At 42.4% G+C, this 16,595-nt stretch carries 15 protein-coding genes, 3 rRNA genes and 1 riboswitch; all 18 genes read right to left on the minus strand.

The annotated features are described in order from the left end of the window. Positions 1 to 117: 117 nt before the first annotated feature. The gene (gene purN, locus PGLA_RS21895) at positions 118 to 738 is read right to left on the minus strand and encodes a phosphoribosylglycinamide formyltransferase (protein WP_068537098.1); all 621 of its coding nucleotides are present in this window, start codon (positions 736 to 738) and stop codon (positions 118 to 120) included. Continuing rightward, positions 738 to 1,778 carry a phosphoribosylformylglycinamidine cyclo-ligase gene (purM, locus tag PGLA_RS21900; RefSeq protein WP_068537100.1) on the minus strand — a complete coding sequence of 347 codons (1,041 nt, stop codon included), beginning with the start codon at positions 1,776 to 1,778 and terminating at the stop codon, positions 738 to 740. The genes purN and purM overlap by 1 nt, the downstream gene beginning before the upstream one ends. Positions 1,779 to 1,866: 88 nt before the next feature. Next, the gene (gene purF / locus PGLA_RS21905; protein ID WP_245700227.1) at positions 1,867 to 3,375 is read right to left on the minus strand and encodes an amidophosphoribosyltransferase; all 1,509 of its coding nucleotides are present in this window, start codon (positions 3,373 to 3,375) and stop codon (positions 1,867 to 1,869) included. Further along, a complete protein-coding gene (gene purL / locus PGLA_RS21910; RefSeq protein ID WP_068537102.1) occupies positions 3,360 to 5,603 on the minus strand; it encodes a phosphoribosylformylglycinamidine synthase subunit PurL in 2,244 nt (747 codons plus the stop codon). The genes purF and purL overlap by 16 nt, the downstream gene beginning before the upstream one ends. Next, the gene (purQ, locus tag PGLA_RS21915; RefSeq protein ID WP_068537104.1) at positions 5,581 to 6,267 is read right to left on the minus strand and encodes a phosphoribosylformylglycinamidine synthase subunit PurQ; all 687 of its coding nucleotides are present in this window, start codon (positions 6,265 to 6,267) and stop codon (positions 5,581 to 5,583) included. The genes purL and purQ overlap by 23 nt, the downstream gene beginning before the upstream one ends. Positions 6,268 to 6,271: 4 nt before the next feature. Continuing rightward, positions 6,272 to 6,517 carry a phosphoribosylformylglycinamidine synthase subunit PurS gene (purS, locus tag PGLA_RS21920; RefSeq protein WP_068537106.1) on the minus strand — a complete coding sequence of 82 codons (246 nt, stop codon included), beginning with the start codon at positions 6,515 to 6,517 and terminating at the stop codon, positions 6,272 to 6,274. 41 nt (positions 6,518 to 6,558) lie between these two features. Beyond that, complete coding sequence (locus tag PGLA_RS21925) at positions 6,559 to 7,443, minus strand: phosphoribosylaminoimidazolesuccinocarboxamide synthase (protein ID WP_068537108.1); 885 nt, start codon at positions 7,441 to 7,443, stop codon at positions 6,559 to 6,561. A 41-nt stretch (positions 7,444 to 7,484) separates the two neighbouring features. Further along, a complete protein-coding gene (gene purB / locus PGLA_RS21930) occupies positions 7,485 to 8,780 on the minus strand; it encodes an adenylosuccinate lyase (protein WP_068537111.1) in 1,296 nt (431 codons plus the stop codon). 4 nt (positions 8,781 to 8,784) lie between these two features. Beyond that, positions 8,785 to 9,972 (minus strand): 5-(carboxyamino)imidazole ribonucleotide synthase, encoded by a 1,188-nt coding sequence (purK, locus tag PGLA_RS21935; RefSeq protein ID WP_068537112.1) that lies wholly within the window; start codon positions 9,970 to 9,972, stop codon positions 8,785 to 8,787. Then, positions 9,969 to 10,454 (minus strand): 5-(carboxyamino)imidazole ribonucleotide mutase, encoded by a 486-nt coding sequence (gene purE, locus PGLA_RS21940; RefSeq protein WP_068537114.1) that lies wholly within the window; start codon positions 10,452 to 10,454, stop codon positions 9,969 to 9,971. The genes purK and purE overlap by 4 nt, the downstream gene beginning before the upstream one ends. Positions 10,455 to 10,729: 275 nt before the next feature. Next, positions 10,730 to 10,831, minus strand: a riboswitch (purine riboswitch). Positions 10,832 to 11,014: 183 nt separating this feature from the next. Continuing rightward, on the minus strand, positions 11,015 to 11,449 hold the full coding sequence (locus PGLA_RS21945; RefSeq protein ID WP_068537116.1) for a universal stress protein: 435 nt from the start codon (positions 11,447 to 11,449) through the stop codon (positions 11,015 to 11,017). Positions 11,450 to 11,473: 24 nt separating this feature from the next. Next, entirely contained in the window at positions 11,474 to 11,737 is a 264-nt protein-coding gene (locus PGLA_RS21950; RefSeq protein ID WP_068537119.1) for a DUF1294 domain-containing protein, read from the minus strand. 107 nt (positions 11,738 to 11,844) lie between these two features. After that, positions 11,845 to 13,977: a DNA topoisomerase III gene (locus PGLA_RS21955; RefSeq protein WP_068537121.1), complete on the minus strand. Its 2,133-nt coding sequence runs from the start codon at positions 13,975 to 13,977 to the stop codon at positions 11,845 to 11,847. A gap of 199 nt (positions 13,978 to 14,176) precedes the next feature. Next, positions 14,177 to 14,314, minus strand: coding sequence for a hypothetical protein (locus tag PGLA_RS28430; protein WP_169810206.1), 138 nt, complete (start codon positions 14,312 to 14,314; stop codon positions 14,177 to 14,179). Between the two features lie 147 nt (positions 14,315 to 14,461). Beyond that, a complete protein-coding gene (locus PGLA_RS21960; protein WP_068537123.1) occupies positions 14,462 to 15,196 on the minus strand; it encodes an acyl-[acyl-carrier-protein] thioesterase in 735 nt (244 codons plus the stop codon). A 538-nt stretch (positions 15,197 to 15,734) separates the two neighbouring features. After that, positions 15,735 to 15,851: ribosomal RNA gene (gene rrf, locus PGLA_RS21965) — 5S ribosomal RNA — on the minus strand. A 301-nt stretch (positions 15,852 to 16,152) separates the two neighbouring features. After that, a 5S ribosomal RNA gene (rrf, locus tag PGLA_RS21970) occupies positions 16,153 to 16,269 on the minus strand. A gap of 179 nt (positions 16,270 to 16,448) precedes the next feature. Then, positions 16,449 to 16,595, minus strand: a 23S ribosomal RNA gene (locus tag PGLA_RS21975); the annotation flags it as partial.

Below are 16,595 nucleotides of genomic sequence, written 5' to 3' on the forward strand. Positions count from 1 at the left end.
ATTCACGCTTTACTCGACAATCCGACATGTTAAACGATCGCTTTCCATGCCATAAACAATATTTCCCGAGAAATATCGAAAAACCTTGCACATGCATTACCACTTGACGAATCTTCGTTATTTAAAAGGCAATATCGTTACTTGTCTGTCGTTTATGACTACGCATCCTTGTGCAAACCATGACACAACTCGCGGATATAACTCCTGCTCTATGGCATGTATATCCTTAGCAAGTGACTCCACCGTAGCATTAGGCTCAATCACGATACTTTGTTGAGCGATAATAGCACCTGTATCCATCCCGCCATCTACAAAATGCACAGTAGCTCCAGTCAGTTTAACCCCATAGTTAAGTGCTTGAAGAATAGCATTCGTACCCGGAAAAGATGGTAGTAACGATGGATGAATGTTAATGAGACGCCCAGCATATTTGTCTACCATCACAGATGTTAGTAGTCGCATATAACCAGCTAATACGACTAATTCTATATTCAGCGCTTCTAATTGCTCCACGATTTCTAATTCATAAGCCTCACGAGAAGAATACGATTTAGGTGTAAATAAATGAACAGGTACGCAAGCCTCACGTGCACGCTTGACTACAGGTGCCTCTGGCTTATCGCACACTAGCAATTCCACCTTCGCACCGCCGAGCAAGCCTGCTTTACCAGCATCTACAAGCGTTTGGAAATTGCTACCCTCTCCGGAGGCAAACACAGCAATACGGTAATGACTCATTACACGTCAGCCCCTGTAAAAGTAACGATAGATTCACCTTCGTTTGCACGCCCAATAATATAAGCTTCTTCCCCATTACTCTGCAAAATACTAAGTGTTTCAGTTGCATCCTCTTCACGAACAACGAGTACCATACCAATCCCCATGTTGAAGGTTGTGAACATGTCTCGATTTGTGATATTGCCTTTATTCTGCATTAATTCAAATATTGGTAGAATCGGCCATGTACCATATTCAATGTCCACATTAACGTGATCTGGTAACATACGCGGTATATTCTCAATAAATCCACCGCCAGTAATATGAGCCATCCCTTTGACTTTTACCTTCTCAATTAGAGCCAATAAAGACTTCACATAAATCTTCGTAGGGATCAACAATGTGTCTCCCAATTTACCACCTAATTCAGCGATTTCATCTTGCAGATCATATCCTGATTGTTCAAGAAGAAGTTTACGCACTAAGGAGAATCCGTTACTGTGTACACCACTTGAAGCGAGTCCAATCACAGTGTCGCCAGGAGCGATAGTTGAACCATTAATGATGTTCTTCTTATCGACAATACCTACCGTAAATCCAGCAATGTCATATTCGCCTTCAGAATACATACCAGGCATCTCAGCTGTCTCTCCACCAGTTAACGCACAACCTGCTTGATGACATCCTTCTGCTATTCCAGCTACGATAGCCTCAATCTTCTCTGGTCGTACTTTATCGCACGCAAGATAATCGAGGAAGAATAGTGGTTCTGCTCCTTGTACGATGATATCATTCACACACATCGCTACAGCATCGATCCCAATGGTATCGTGACGATCCATTGCGAATGCAATTTTCAGCTTCGTACCCACTCCATCCGTACCAGACACTAGTACGGGCTCATCGTATTTATCTTTGTTCAGCGAGAACAAAGCACCGAATCCCCCTAGGTCCGTCATTACTTCTGGACGTAACGTCCGCTTTACATGCTTTTTCATCCGTTCTACCGCTTCGTTTCCTGCAGCGATATCTACCCCAGCACTTTTATAAGCTTCAGACACTTGTAAGAACACTCCTTCCATAATTGGCGAGCTTTTATATGAACAACAAGAATATTAATTACGTTAATTACATTTGAGAAGAACTTCCTTAACAACCACATCCTGCTTTTTCTTCACCATCGAAATCAAGCGTTGTTGGATAGTCATTATTGAAACAAGCGAGGCATAATCCTCCGCTCGGGTCACTTGCATTGTCTCCACCGACTGCGCTAATGAGTCCCTCAGGACTTAAAAAGGCCAGTGAATCTGCATTGATCTCACGACAAATCTCTTCTACTGTCTTATTTGAAGCAATCAATTCTTTGCGATCAGGCGTATCAATCCCGTAGTAACACGGATTCTTGAAAGGCGGAGAAGTAATCCGTACATGCACTTCAGTGGCTCCCGCTTCACGCAACAAGTTAACGATACGCAGGCAAGTCGTACCTCGAACGATTGAATCATCGATCATAACAACACGTTGACCTTCCACTACCCCACGAACAGCACTGAGTTTCATCTTAACGCCTTTTTCACGCAATTCTTGACTCGGTTGAATGAACGTACGACCTGTATATTTGTTCTTGATGAGACCAAGCTCATAAGGAATGCCGGTCTGTTCAGCATAGCCAATAGCAGCCGATATGCTTGAATCCGGAACTCCGGTTACGATATCTGCATCAACGAATGCTTCCAGAGCCATCCGACTTCCCATACGTTTACGCGAGGCATGCAAATTCGATCCATTCAGATCACTATCAGGACGAGCGAAGTAGATGTACTCCATGGCGCATAATGCTTTACGCTGTGGTTCAGTATACCGATCTTCCTTGAGTCCGTCCTTATCTAGTACCAATAGCTCACCCGGTTGGATATCGCGTAATAGTTCAGCTCCAATCGTCTCAAGTGCGCATGATTCTGAAGAAAATATATACGATTCCCCTAATTTCCCCATTGTAATCGGACGAAGCCCATGAGGATCAGAAGCTACAAGTAGCTTATCATTCGTCATTATGAGGAATGCGTACCCGCCAACGATACGCGCTAATGCATCTTTTGCTGCTTCCACAACATCTTTGGAAGAACGAGCAATAAGATGGGCAACGACTTCTGTATCACTTGTCGTCTGGAATATAGAACCACTCTGTTCTAGTTCATGTCGGATTTGCGGTGCATTGACAATATTACCATTTGTCGCAATCGCTAAATCACCATCACGATACTTAAAAATAAGTGGCTGTGCATTCGCTAGTCGACTATCACCACTGGTAGAATATCGTACATGTCCAATGGACATGTTACCTACCAATGATGCCATTCTTTCCTTATCGAATACTTCCTTCACAAGTCCCATACCGCGGTGATAGTTAAATTCCTTACCATCAGCTACACACATCCCGCAACTTTCTTCTCCGCGATGCTGTAAAGAATGTAGTCCATAATAAGAGAGTGATGCAGCATCGGAGTGACCATACACTCCGAAGACCCCACATTCCTCTTTTAACGTATCAAATATATCGTCCTTACCCGTACCTTCATTATAAAAGTCTCCGCTCCAAAGCGGATGAGACAAGGATTTATCGGACGCAAACTTTGCAGATGTTATTTCATGAGACACGGAATCGCATCCTTCCAAACCTGCTTCAAGGCTTCCACGGACTCATTCAGAGCATTCTTTCCATTGATATCAAGGGCAAGGTTGCTTCCTCCAACGGTACCGATTCTTACGACAGGAACACCATGTCCTTCGATGTAAGTCTTCAACTGCTCTGCCTTTTCAGGTGATGCAGACAACAAGATACGTGATTGACTCTCACTGAACAATGCGAAATCGGAACGAAGATCCGTTTCGATGTGAACTTGAGCACCTATTCCACCACTTATGCATGACTCAGCAACAGCAACAGAAAGACCACCTTCAGATAAATCATGTGCTGATTGAACGAGTCCACTTTGAATTGCTCCCAGTACGGATGCAAGTAGTTTTTTCTCCACTTGGAGATCAAGTGCTGGAGGACGACCTTCTGCTACGCCATGTAGAATCGTCTGGAATTCACTACCACCGAGTTCCGCCTTGGTATCACCAAGCAGTAGAATCGTATCTCCTTCATTCTTAAAAGCTTGCGTCGTAATATGATCGATATCATGAACTAGACCTACCATACCAACCACTGGAGTTGGATAGATGGATCCGCCTGCATTTTCGTTATACAGACTGACATTCCCACCAATGACTGGTGTATTCAGTTCACGACAAGCCTCTGCCATACCATCAACAGCCTGCTCCATTTGCCAGAAAATCTCTGGTTTCTCAGGGTTACCAAAGTTCAGGTTATCCGTAATAGCAAGTGGCTCTGCTCCAGTACACACAATGTTTCTTGCCGCTTCACTGACTGCGATCTTTCCACCCACTTCGGGATCAAGATAAACATATCGACCGTTACAGTCGGTTGTCATCGCTAGACCCTTACGTGTTCCGTTTACTGTTACGACTGCAGCATCAGAACCTGGACGAACAGCTGTACTCGTACGGACCATATAATCGTATTGATCATATACCCATGCTTTGCTCGCCACACTTGGAGAAGCTAGAATCTGTTTCAATGCTCCACCAAGATCCGTTACTTCGTCATAACGAAGGGTATCTATTCTTTCACTATTTATATAATAAGCAGGAACCGAAGATGGTTTATCATATACCGGGCATTCGTCAACTAACGCAGTTACCGGCATATCTCCTACAATTTCCCCGTGATGTAACAGCTTCAAGCGTCCATCGTCAGTCACCTTACCTACTTTGGCGCAGATAACTCCCCAACGATCGAATATTTCTTGAGCCTGTGCTTCATCTTTCGGTTCAACAACGAACAGCATACGTTCTTGTGATTCAGATAACATCATTTCGTAAGGAGTCATACCTTCCTCACGTTGTGGCACTTGGTCCAAGTATAGTTCAAGTCCGTTGCCCGCTTTACTTGCCATCTCAGCACTTGAACATGTCAAGCCTGCAGCACCCATATCCTGAATACCCAACACGATACCGCTATCGATTAGTTCTAGACATGATTCCATAACTAACTTCTCCATGAATGGGTCACCGACTTGAACAGCCGTACGATTCGCTTCTGATTCTTCACTTAGTTCGATGGAAGCAAACGTAGCCCCGTGGATACCGTCGCGACCGGTTGGTGGTCCAACATAAAACACTGGATTACCTACACCCTTCGCTACACCACGCTGGATTTTGTCATGATCGATCAATCCAACACACATGGCATTGACAAGTGGATTACCTTCGTAGCTCTCATCAAATACCACTTCGCCACCCACGGTTGGAATACCAATACAGTTACCGTAACCAGCAATACCCGATACAACATGTTCGAACAAATATTTCACACGGTCACTTTCGAGCTTTCCGAATCGAAGGGAGTTCAATGTAGCGATCGGTCTTGCACCCATCGAGAAGATATCGCGAATAATTCCGCCTACACCTGTAGCTGCGCCTTGAAAAGGTTCCACAGCTGAAGGGTGATTGTGACTTTCGATTTTGAATACAACGGCTTGGTTATCACCAATATCGACGATACCAGCGCCTTCACCAGGACCCATAAGAACACGTGGACCGGTCGTTGGGAACCGACGTAATAATGGCTTTGAATTCTTATATGCACAGTGCTCAGACCACATTACGCTGAACACACCGATTTCCGTATAGTTAGGTTTACGACCCATAAATTCACAGATCAACTCATATTCGCTCTCCGACACGCCCATCTGCTGATATATATGTTGCTCTGCAATTTGCTCCGCAGTCGGTTCTTTAGCTGATACTTGCTGTGTCATGTGAATCCCTCCAAGACTTTAATATAGATGTAAACATGCGTTTACCATCTTCAGAACCAAATAGTGTATTTACTGCACGCTCTGGATGGGGCATCATTCCAATTACATTTCCACGTTCGTTACAAATGCCTGCAATATCAGCAATTGAACCGTTAGGGTTGTCACCATATGTGAAGACAATCTGATTATTGTGTTTCAACGTTTCAAGCGTCTCTTCATCACAGTAATAATTTCCCTCACCATGAGCGATTGGAATGATGACTTCCTCATTCTTACCATATTCACGTGTGAACGGAGTTTCATTATTAACGACCTTAAGAACCGTATCGTGACAACGGAATTTCATCGACTCGTTACGACGAAGTGCGCCAGGTAACAAGCCTGCTTCAGTTAGAATCTGAAAACCATTACATATACCTAAAATGAATTTCCCTTGTTCAGCAGCCTTAGCAACCTCAGCCATGACGGGTGCAAACCGTGAAATCGCACCGCAACGTAAGTAGTCGCCATAAGAGAAACCACCAGGAACTAGAATACAATCATAAGCAGAAAGATCCGTAGCTGTGTGCCATACATAATCCACAGATTCACCAATCTCTTCTACCGCTTTATAACAGTCAATATCACAATTGGAACCTGGAAATACTAAGACAGCAAATTTCATGGCATTAGCCCTCCAATTCGTAACGGTAATCCTCGACTACCGTATTGGCTAGTAGCTTCTCGCACATTGCCTTCAAACGTTCTTCCGCCTCAGCACGGTCATCCGTATCTAACGTAAGTTCCATATATTTACCAATTCGCAGGCTTTCAACTTCTTGGAAACCAATCGATTGAAGTGCTCCCTGTACAGCGACCCCTTGCGGATCCAAAACGCCTTTTTTGACAGTTACATAAACCGTTGCTTTAATCATGATTCAAAGTTCCTCCTCAGAATGGCTAATAAGTTTATTAATTACACTTCCGTTAATCGACGATAAATGTCCAGATACCTTCTTGTTGTCTCCTCAACTACTTCTTGTGGAAGTGGTTCAGGTTTACTATTCTTATCCCAAGACGAGGAAGCCAAGTAAGAGCGAACCGGCTCTTTATCCATACTATCAATCTCAATATCTAGCTCATACTTTTCTTTCGCCCAGAAACGGGAAGAGTCCGGTGTAAATATTTCATCAATCAGAATCACTTTGCCATCCAAAATACCGAATTCGAACTTACAATCTGCTAGAATGATGCCTCTTTTATCACAATAATCACGAGCAAAGCTATATAATTTCAAGCTCCGTTCTTGTAATTCAAGTGAGATTTCTTCACCTACCATTTGTTTCATCGTATCAAAAGAAATATCTTCATCATGCCCTACATCATTCTTTGCTGCTGGGGTAAAGATAGGCGTATCAAACGCTTCGTTCTTACGCATGCCTTCGGAGAGCTTAATGCCATTCACTTCACCAGATTCCTGATATTGACGCCAACCGCCACCCGTAATATATCCACGTACGACGCATTCTATATCAATTCGTTCCGCCTTATGAACGACCATGATTCGATTTCTCAACTGTTCTTTATCCTTGATTAGATCCCCAAGTTGGTCAACATCCGTATGAACCACATGATTCATCATAAGTTCAGCTGTCTGTTCGAACCAGAATGCACTTAACTGGTTAAGCACATTCCCTTTGTCAGGTACAGGAGGGTCCAATACATAGTCGAAAGCAGAAATACGATCCGTCACCACAATGAGGACATGTTCCCCCAAATCATAAAGCTCTCGCACTTTCCCCTTATATAACAGGGGTGCGTTAACAAGTTCCACAGCAGTAGAAACAGCTGTTGATGTCATGTCCTTATCCTCCCTCACGGTATGATACGCTATCTATATTGTTAGACTAGACCTAATTTGGTGAAAATCGTATCTACATGCTTCAGATGCCAGCTCGGATTAAAGGCATCATCGATTTCCTCTGCACTTAGCACTTCTGTAATCTCAGGTGTTGACTCGATGATGTCACGGAATTGACGTTTCTCTTCCCAAGCCTGCATTGCGCGAGGTTGGACCGTATCATATGCCTGTTCACGGCTGAAGCCTTTATCAATCAACTTCGTCAAGACACGTCCAGAGAATGGCACGCCATAGGTACAAGCCATATTACGCTTCATATTCTCAGGGAATACAGTCAAATTCTTTATGATATTTCCAAGACGGTTCAACATGTAGTTAAGTAACATTGTCGCATCTGGTAGAATAATACGTTCTACTGAGGAATGGGAAATATCACGCTCATGCCAAAGGGTTACATCTTCGTATGCTGTCACCATATGACCACGGATGACACGGGAAAGACCTGAAATATTCTCACAACCAATCGGATTACGTTTATGAGGCATTGCAGAGGAACCCTTTTGACCTTTCGCGAAAGCTTCTTCTACCTCACGTACCTCACTCTTTTGTAGCGCACGAATTTCAGTAGCGAATTTATCCAATGACGTAGCAACCAAAGCCAATGTAGCCATATACTCAGCATGACGATCACGTTGCAATGTTTGCGTAGAGATTGGTGCTGCTGTCGTACCTAACTTATTACATACAAACTCTTCAACAAAAGGATCGATGTTAGCGTAGGTTCCAACAGCTCCTGACATTTTACCGAACTGCACGCCATTCGCAGCATGACGGAAACGCTCTAAGTTACGTTTCATTTCTTCATACCATAATGCCATTTTAAGTCCGAATGTCGTTGGCTCTGCATGTACACCATGCGTACGGCCCATCATCGCAGTATCTTTGTAAGCTATAGCTTTATCTTTCAGAATCTCTATGAAATTAAGAATATCCTTCTCTAGAATCTCATTCGCTTGAAGCAATACATATCCAAGTGCTGTATCTACAACATCTGTAGAAGTTAGCCCGTAGTGCACCCACTTACGTTCTTCCCCAAGGCTTTCAGACACGGAACGCGTAAATGCGATGACATCATGGCGCGTTTCTAGTTCAATTTCACTAATTCGAGCGATATCAAATTTTGCATTCTGACGAATTAATACGGTATCTTCCTTCGGAATAACACCGAGTTCAGCCCATGCTTCACAAGCACAAAGTTCTACTTCCAACCACGAATTAAATTTGTTCTCTTCTGTCCAAATGGCGCGCATTTCTGGTCTACTATAACGTTCAATCATCTTTTCATTGCCTCCAAATATTCGTATGTTCTACCCAATCAAGCCCATCTTGTACATCCTTACATAACAAGTTGATATGACCCATTTTACGATTATGCTTACTCTCAGTCTTACCATATAAATGAAGTTTAGGTATAATCCCTAACTCCGTTGCTGCCTCATCTCGTTCTCCAGTTCTCTGTATAACAGATTCCAGATGTTGACCCAGTACATTAACCATAACTACCGGACTCAATAGGGTTGTATCTGCCAGTGGTAGGTTGCAGATCGCGCGTACGTGCTGCTCGAACTGTGAAGTTGTACAAGCCTCCATCGTATAGTGCCCCGAATTATGCGGTCTTGGAGCTAATTCATTCACATACAACTGACCATCCTCTGTCACGAACATTTCAACAGCCAGAAGTCCAACAACATCCATCTTCGCTGCAAGTGTCTCTGCAAGCCGTCTTGCTTCTCTCTGTACTTGTGACGTTATCCTCGCAGGTACAATCGATAGATGTAGTATATTGTTTTGATGAATATTTTCCGATATCGGGAAGCTCTTCACTTCGCCACTCGGATTACGTGCAGCAATAACTGATATTTCACAAGCGAAAGAGATGAATTGCTCAAGCACAAGTTCTCTTCCAGACGCTGAAAGTTCAGCGTAGGCACTGGCTAATTGATCCTCACTCCGAATGACAACTTGACCTTTTCCATCATATCCACCTGTAGCTGTCTTCAATACAGATGGATAACCCAGTTCTGTCATCGCTTGTTCTAGACTAGCTAATCCTTCGATCACGCGATAGGGTGCGACAGGAACCCCTGCCGCTTCAATTGCTACCTTCTCACGCAAACGATGTTGTGTCGTATATAGTAGCTTGCTTCCTTGAGGAACATAGGATTTCTTGACAAGCATAGCAGCTACACCAGCGTCAACATTCTCGAATTCGTATGTGATTACATCAGAGATCGTTGCCATTTCACGAGCTGCATCTACATCGTCATATTCTGCTACAATCTGTCGAGCCACAGGACTGCTAGGTGATTGTATTGTTGGATCCAGCGTTACGAATTGATATCCCATTGCTGTACCGGCAAGTGAAATCATTCTTCCTAATTGCCCTCCACCTAGAATACCAATCGTACTTCCTGGTAGCAACGTCTTTGCTACTTGATCAGTCTGACCTTCAGATGACTTATGACTCATAGATCATCACTACTTTCTAACACTTCATCACGAATGGCATCCCTACGGTTCTGAACACGTTGTTGAACCTCTGGATGGAAGGCTCCAATCATTTGGGCTGCGAGTAATCCCGCATTGGTTGCTCCTGCTTGACCAATGGCTACTGTCGCCACAGGTATACCCCCAGGCATTTGCACGATGGAGAGTAAGGAATCTAGGCCATTTAATGCCTTCGATTGAACCGGAACACCAATAACTGGAAGGATTGTCTTCGCTGCCACCATACCAGGCAGATGCGCTGCTCCTCCTGCTCCAGCAATAATAACCCGAATCCCTCGCCCTGCAGCTTCTTCTGCAAAAGTGAACATTAGATCAGGTGTACGATGAGCCGAGACTACCTTTTTCTCGTATGGAATTTGTAGATCATCTAACATCTGACAAGCGTACTGCATCGTCTCCCAATCCGATTTGCTGCCCATAATTACAGCGACCACTGGTAACATGCTTCAACCCACTTTCTTAGTGATTCATTTCTTTTAAAGAGATCTATAAATGAAGAACATCATTTAGCAACATAATAAGACCAAAAAAGTCCGGAACCCCCAAGAAAATACTACTATTTTCGGGACACCAGACTTAGGAAGGAATACTCCAAGCCTTTGTCAGCCTCTTCCTAGGAAAGAAAGAGACACATCCCGACAATGCTAACCGAAACCTTTGATCATATATAGATTGAACTACTTGAACGCAAACGTTAGTTCAATCTATATACCTTAGCAGTTCGGTAGTATTCCCTCGTAGTCTGAACATTTACGGTGTTCAGGTAGAGACTTCCGGGCCCTATTCCCAGACTTATACGAGATAACTAAATGAGTTATATATATATTGTTATTATTTCTTATTTCACTTGCTTAGTTTAACAATCTCTGTCACCCTATGTCAACTCAAACACGAACATTTATAAACAACGTAAATTTATTGTTCGCTTTTTGGCATTGAATCAACTAAATAAAACCAGCACACCCTAATAATACAGATGAGCTGGCTTTGAGTTAGATGACTTTTATTTCACAACAAGTACTGGGATACGAGCATGTTGAACGACATTGTGACTAACACTACCTAGTACAAATTCACGAATGCCCCCAAGACCACGACTACCAATGATGATGACTTCAGAATTGTTCTTTTTCGAATAATCAAGAATGATTTCAGCAGGTGCACCTTGCAATAATTCCACAGTTCCTGTTACACCAGCATCCTCAAGTCGTTGCTTCGCTGCATCTACCGTCTGTTCTGCCAGATCATAATATTCTTTGGTGACTGACGTCGGAATTGGAGCATAAGCTTCGCCAAAATAAGCACGTGGAAAACCGAATACATGAATAACTGAAATTACTGCATTTGGAGTTACTTGTAACATTGAAATAGCGTGATCTAATGCTTTGTTGGAAGCCTTCGAACCATCATAAGCTACTAAAATATTAGAATATAACATGTGCTTCACCTCTTTCTGAAGTATCTACCTGAGAAAATACCCGTACAACACGGCGTTAATAAAGAGTAACATAGGAATCCCTATCCGGAAGCTTACATGTCTTGTCTTATGCCGCTTGCGGTACATCGCAATAATAACACCCAAAGATCCACCAATCGCAGCTAATAGAAACAATGTTTTTTCTGGTACTCGATCACGCCTCTTCTGAGCCCGTTTCTTGTCTTCAGACATGACCAGATAACCCACCATGTTAATCATAATAAACCAAATCCATAGTGCAGTACTCATCTGCTTCATGCCCTCCTTTTTTTCCGAATTGTTAGTCTTACACTTCTATTATAGAACTACCACTCACAGGAAACAATCCATCTCACTTATATTAAACGCTATCTATATCAACCTTTACTCTTTTTCTCCATAGCAGCTTTAAGCAAATCTCCCAGATTCGAACCTGTCGTTTCCTGCTGTGTATATTTCTCTACCAATTTTCGTTCTTCACGTTTATTGATATGTTTATTGTCCTTATTCATCGTCTCCGTAATCCCACATGTCAGGCACTGTACATATAGTCCAGCCTTACCTTCTTTCATTTCCATTTTCTTATGACATTGTGGGCAGCGACGGTTCGAGACTCTTTTATCATCAGAACGACGATAGCCACAATCTTCTTTCGGGCAGATTAATAGCGTTCCTCGTTTATTCTTCTTCTCTAGCAGTCGTGTATTGCATTCAGGACAATGACTATTAGATACATTATGAGGCTTGTATTCAACCGAACTTCCCTTGACCCCTGCCACAAGTTCCTTAGACATACTACGGATTCCTTTTAAAAATAAATCTGGACTTCCTTCTCCCCGGGCAATCTTCTCAAGCTCCGATTCCCATTTCGCCGTTAACTCTGGCGTACGTAGCTGTTGCGACACCAGTTCGATCAACTGCTTGCCCTTACCTGTCGGATGCAATATATTACCCTTGCGCTCAATCGTGTCAGATGACACTAGTTTCTCAATAATATCCGCCCGTGTAGCTGGCGTTCCCAGTCCATGTTTCTCCATTTGCGACAGTAGTAATGCTTCTGTGTATCGTTTCGGTGGTAACGTCCGACCTGGGCGAACATTGCAGCGTTGAACTTTCACCTTTTCCCCGACATGTAGTTCAGGCAATACGGACCTTGTATCCCGATGATCTGATTGATCATCTTCATCCGAATCATCAGCCACATCTCCACCATACACTTCTCGCCAACCAATTTCTTTAACCGTCGTCCCTTTCGTGTGAAAGGACTCGTTCTCCACTTTTACCGTGACAGCAACATCATCGTATCGAGCTGGCGGATAGAACAGACTTATAAATCGACGAACAATAAGATCATAAAGCTTCCGTTCTTCCGTATTAAGTAAGTTCAGTAGAACCGTCTCTTCTGTAGGAATAATAGCGTGGTGGTCACTTACCTTACTATCATCTACGATCCGTTTAGTGATGTTTAGATTTTTGCGTAACAAAGGACGTGCTAATGTTGCATAAGGGCCTACTGCTACGCTTTCTAAACGTTCTTTGAAAGTCTCTGTCATATCAGATGTTAAATAACGGCTATCCGTTCGTGGATAAGTAACCAATTTATACTGTTCATAGAGACGTTGCAGGATATTAGAGGTTTGTTTAGCTGAGAATCCATAACGCTTGTTAGCGTCACGTTGAAGTTCGGTTAGATCATACGCAAGTGGATGCGGTTCAACTTTTTCAGATTTATTAACCTTTTCAATAATGCCCGTCTTGCCTTGCAACTTCTTCTGTAACACTACAGCTTGATTACGATCAAACATCCTTGCGTCTCCGTTATTAGCTCTCCATGTGGCTGTGAAGTTACCTAGATCAGCAGTAAGTGTGTCATATTCCTCTGAGCGGAAACTAATAATTTCTTTCTCACGATCCATGATCATCCCAAGCGATGGTGTCTGTACTCGCCCTGCTGACAACTGCGCTCCGAATTTACAAGTCAGTGCACGCGTAATATTCAACCCAATCATCCAGTCAGCTTCAGCTCGGCAGCGGGCAGATTCATATAAACGATCGAACTGACGCCCTGGCTTCAGTGTCGCAAAACCTTCCTTAATCGCTTTGTCCGTCTGAGAAGAAATCCACAATCTCTGAAATGGCTTATTCCACTTCATCATGTTTAAGATCCAACGTGCTAACAATTCTCCTTCTCGTGCTGCATCCGTCGCAACAATTAGGTCGCTAACATCTTGCCGTCTTGCCTGCTGTTGAACGATTTTGAATTGTTGGCTTGTTTCTCTCAGCACTTTCAACTTCATCGATTCCGGAAGTATAGGAAGGTCCTCCAAATTCCAAGTCGCAAATTTACGATCATAATCCTCCGGCTCTGCCAATCCCACAAGATGTCCTAGCGCCCAAGTCACAATATATTTAGGTCCTTCGAAATAACCTTTATGTTTGTCTCTACTTCCCATCACTCGTGCTATTTCGCGAGCAACGGAAGGCTTCTCTGCTAATATTAAAGATTTCATAATTCGCCTCTTTCTTATATCCTCTGACGGACCCGGTTATTACGCCCTGTCGCACTTCGATCAACAAACTACCATTATTATAACATTGATACTGCTCACGTTAAAAACTCAATAGACCTAATACGGATTTCGTATTAGGTCTTTTCATGTTTTATCCCAAACTTACTACAATCACTCTTCATTAACTGAAACTTCAGTATTACGACTCAGACTTAGGAATCCCATTTAAACTTGCTGGGAAGTCCTTTGCTTTGTCTGGACTAAGACTTGTTGATTTTTTCTTTATACTTGCTTTATTGCGTTGGACATTGGGATTCAACTGCTTATGATCTGGCATTCTCTCACCTCTCCAATATCATTTACACGAATCGGTGTAGTTATTCTCTTCTCAACATACTACCCACAATTCCATCTTCTTCGCAAAAGTTCTACATTATTAATTGAATAAAAGTACTAATATCGGTTTAGATCCTTCATTTATCCTTTAATCCATCATCCGTAGACATGCATCATAATAACGTGACCCGTCTTGTGACTGCCCCCTGAAATAGATAACCCCATCGGTCAAATCTGATCGTAGAATATGAATAACTTCTCCCATCTTGGCCTCATGATGATATGTAATATGAAAGCCATGAATAGCCTGATCCAACTCCTCTACGGTTAGGGCATCCATACACAAATCCGCATAACGAGCATTGTTTAAATGACCATTACTATCAATCCCACTGTAGTGAACCGTCATCGTATAAGAATCATATAACTCCACTTCGTCTGAAATATTCATTTTGTCTGGAACAGGTCCAACCGAATCTTCAGAATAAGGATTTATTTCAAATGGATAAGCTGATGGTCTCAGAACTTTACGTTTATCCGTATCAACAAGAGCCCATAATGTACACGCCTTAGCAATCTCTTGATTACTCTCATCAAATATTCTAAAATCTCTTAACCATAACGGTCCCTTAGTTCCTTTATTCCAAGTCGTTATTGTTACAATTTCATTAAATTTAGGCATGCGTTCACACACTAAATCAATCGTTGTCAACATCCAGCCCATGTTATGAGCCACCATTTGATCTCGTGTTCCACCCATATGCTCCACATCACCATCAGCAGCACGTTGCATCAGGCTTAATAGATTAGATAATCGACAAGTTGCTTTATAATCAATTTCATTAGAATAAATTAGATGTTCCACTGTCCATGTATTTCCCATGTGTCTAGTTCTCCCCTATTTCTATATAATCAGTGTTCCTCAATCCGTTGTTTATTGTTCCCCAAATATTCTTAATCCAATTAAGAGCTAGTATACTTTAAAAATCTACCACGATATAAATCTAAATTTCCTCGTTTCTTCCTCACATCGAACTAAGCTATTCTACTATAAAATCAGGAAAACATCATATAAAAAGGATGTACTTTCTATTCAATATGACTAAATTACTTAGTGTTTCACATTATATTATTATACGATTCTTCTCATAATCTCTCCACAAAGCCACAAAGTCAACTTATCCAACATTCCGCCTAGATTGGCACAAATACTTCCTATATAACTACAGAGATTCAAGTTTATCTACTATTTGGGCTGAGAAACTTTATAACTTCAATAATACATCGATCGTTGCGATTTTGGAGTTCTTAACTTGTTATATATTAACTCTATTCCATTGCCTTTGATCTGTAACAAATCGTTTGGAATTTACAACAAAAAAATAACCACCGTTGATATGAATCAACGGTGGTTATTGTATGCTTGGCGACGTCCTACTCTCCCAGGACCCTGCGGTCCAAGTACCATCGGCGCTGGAGGGCTTAACGGTCGTGTTCGGGATGGGTACGTGTGGAACCCCTCCGCTATCGCCACCAAACGTGCATTTGTGAAACAAATGCTGCCGTGAGAAATTCGGCTCATCACTTTAGTGTGAATGAATTTCATAACGTTATGATCACTGCTAGAAAATATCAACCCTTAGAAAGGACTTGCAGCTTAATTTTAGATTTAAATTCGGTTCATCACGAATGTGTGAATGAATTTAAATGCTATCCAGATGTTTGATCATCTGAAAACTAGATACAAAATGAATTTATAATTCGAAGCAGTTTCCTATTTCATGAAATAATAATAAAAAAGAATCACCATTGATCAAGACCAACAGTGGTTCTTGTATTGCTTGGCGACGTCCTACTCTCCCAGGACCCTGCGGTCCAAGTACCATCGGCGCTGGAGGGCTTAACGGTCGTGTTCGGGATGGGTACGTGTGGAACCCCTCCGCTATCGCCACCAAACGTGCATTTGTGAAACAAATGCATTATTCAGGTTCAGCATAGCCATATGCTGTAAATCAAATCTTCTTTAATCCGCTACTTGAACTTCATAAAGTTAAATTGATCGCCTGAAAACTAGATACGAATGAATTTGCAGTTCGAAACTTACATTTGCTTCTGAAGCCTAAACTTCAGAATATTAGGATAAGCCCTCGACCGATTAGTATTGGTCAGCTCCATGCATTGCTGCACTTCCACCTCCAACCTATCTACCTCGTCGTCTTCAAGGGGTCTTACTAATTGGGAAATCTCATCTTGAGGGGGGCTTCACGCTTAGATGCTTTCAG

Origin of the sequence: Paenibacillus glacialis (assembly GCF_001637205.1) — a bacterium.
GTDB classification, from domain to species: Bacteria; Bacillota; Bacilli; order Paenibacillales; family Paenibacillaceae; genus Paenibacillus_AQ; species Paenibacillus_AQ glacialis.

What these genes read in the sequence shown, in the direction of transcription:
- purN (WP_068537098.1), bottom strand. Translation starts at nt 738, where the DNA reads ATGAGTCATTACCGTATTGCTGTGTTTGCCTCCGGAGAGGGTAGCAAT.
- purL (WP_068537102.1), bottom strand. Translation starts at nt 5,603, where the DNA reads ATGACACAGCAAGTATCAGCTAAAGAACCGACTGCGGAGCAAATTGCA.
- purQ (WP_068537104.1), bottom strand. Translation starts at nt 6,267, where the DNA reads ATGAAATTTGCTGTCTTAGTATTTCCAGGTTCCAATTGTGATATTGAC.
- purS (WP_068537106.1), bottom strand. Translation starts at nt 6,517, where the DNA reads ATGATTAAAGCAACGGTTTATGTAACTGTCAAAAAAGGCGTTTTGGAT.
- PGLA_RS21925 (WP_068537108.1), bottom strand. Translation starts at nt 7,443, where the DNA reads ATGACATCAACAGCTGTTTCTACTGCTGTGGAACTTGTTAACGCACCC.
- purB (WP_068537111.1), bottom strand. Translation starts at nt 8,780, where the DNA reads ATGATTGAACGTTATAGTAGACCAGAAATGCGCGCCATTTGGACAGAA.
- purK (WP_068537112.1), bottom strand. Translation starts at nt 9,972, where the DNA reads ATGAGTCATAAGTCATCTGAAGGTCAGACTGATCAAGTAGCAAAGACG.
- purE (WP_068537114.1), bottom strand. Translation starts at nt 10,454, where the DNA reads ATGTTACCAGTGGTCGCTGTAATTATGGGCAGCAAATCGGATTGGGAG.
- PGLA_RS21945 (WP_068537116.1), bottom strand. Translation starts at nt 11,449, where the DNA reads ATGTTATATTCTAATATTTTAGTAGCTTATGATGGTTCGAAGGCTTCC.
- PGLA_RS21950 (WP_068537119.1), bottom strand. Translation starts at nt 11,737, where the DNA reads ATGAGTACTGCACTATGGATTTGGTTTATTATGATTAACATGGTGGGT.
- PGLA_RS21955 (WP_068537121.1), bottom strand. Translation starts at nt 13,977, where the DNA reads ATGAAATCTTTAATATTAGCAGAGAAGCCTTCCGTTGCTCGCGAAATA.
- PGLA_RS28430 (WP_169810206.1), bottom strand. Translation starts at nt 14,314, where the DNA reads ATGCCAGATCATAAGCAGTTGAATCCCAATGTCCAACGCAATAAAGCA.
- PGLA_RS21960 (WP_068537123.1), bottom strand. Translation starts at nt 15,196, where the DNA reads ATGGGAAATACATGGACAGTGGAACATCTAATTTATTCTAATGAAATT.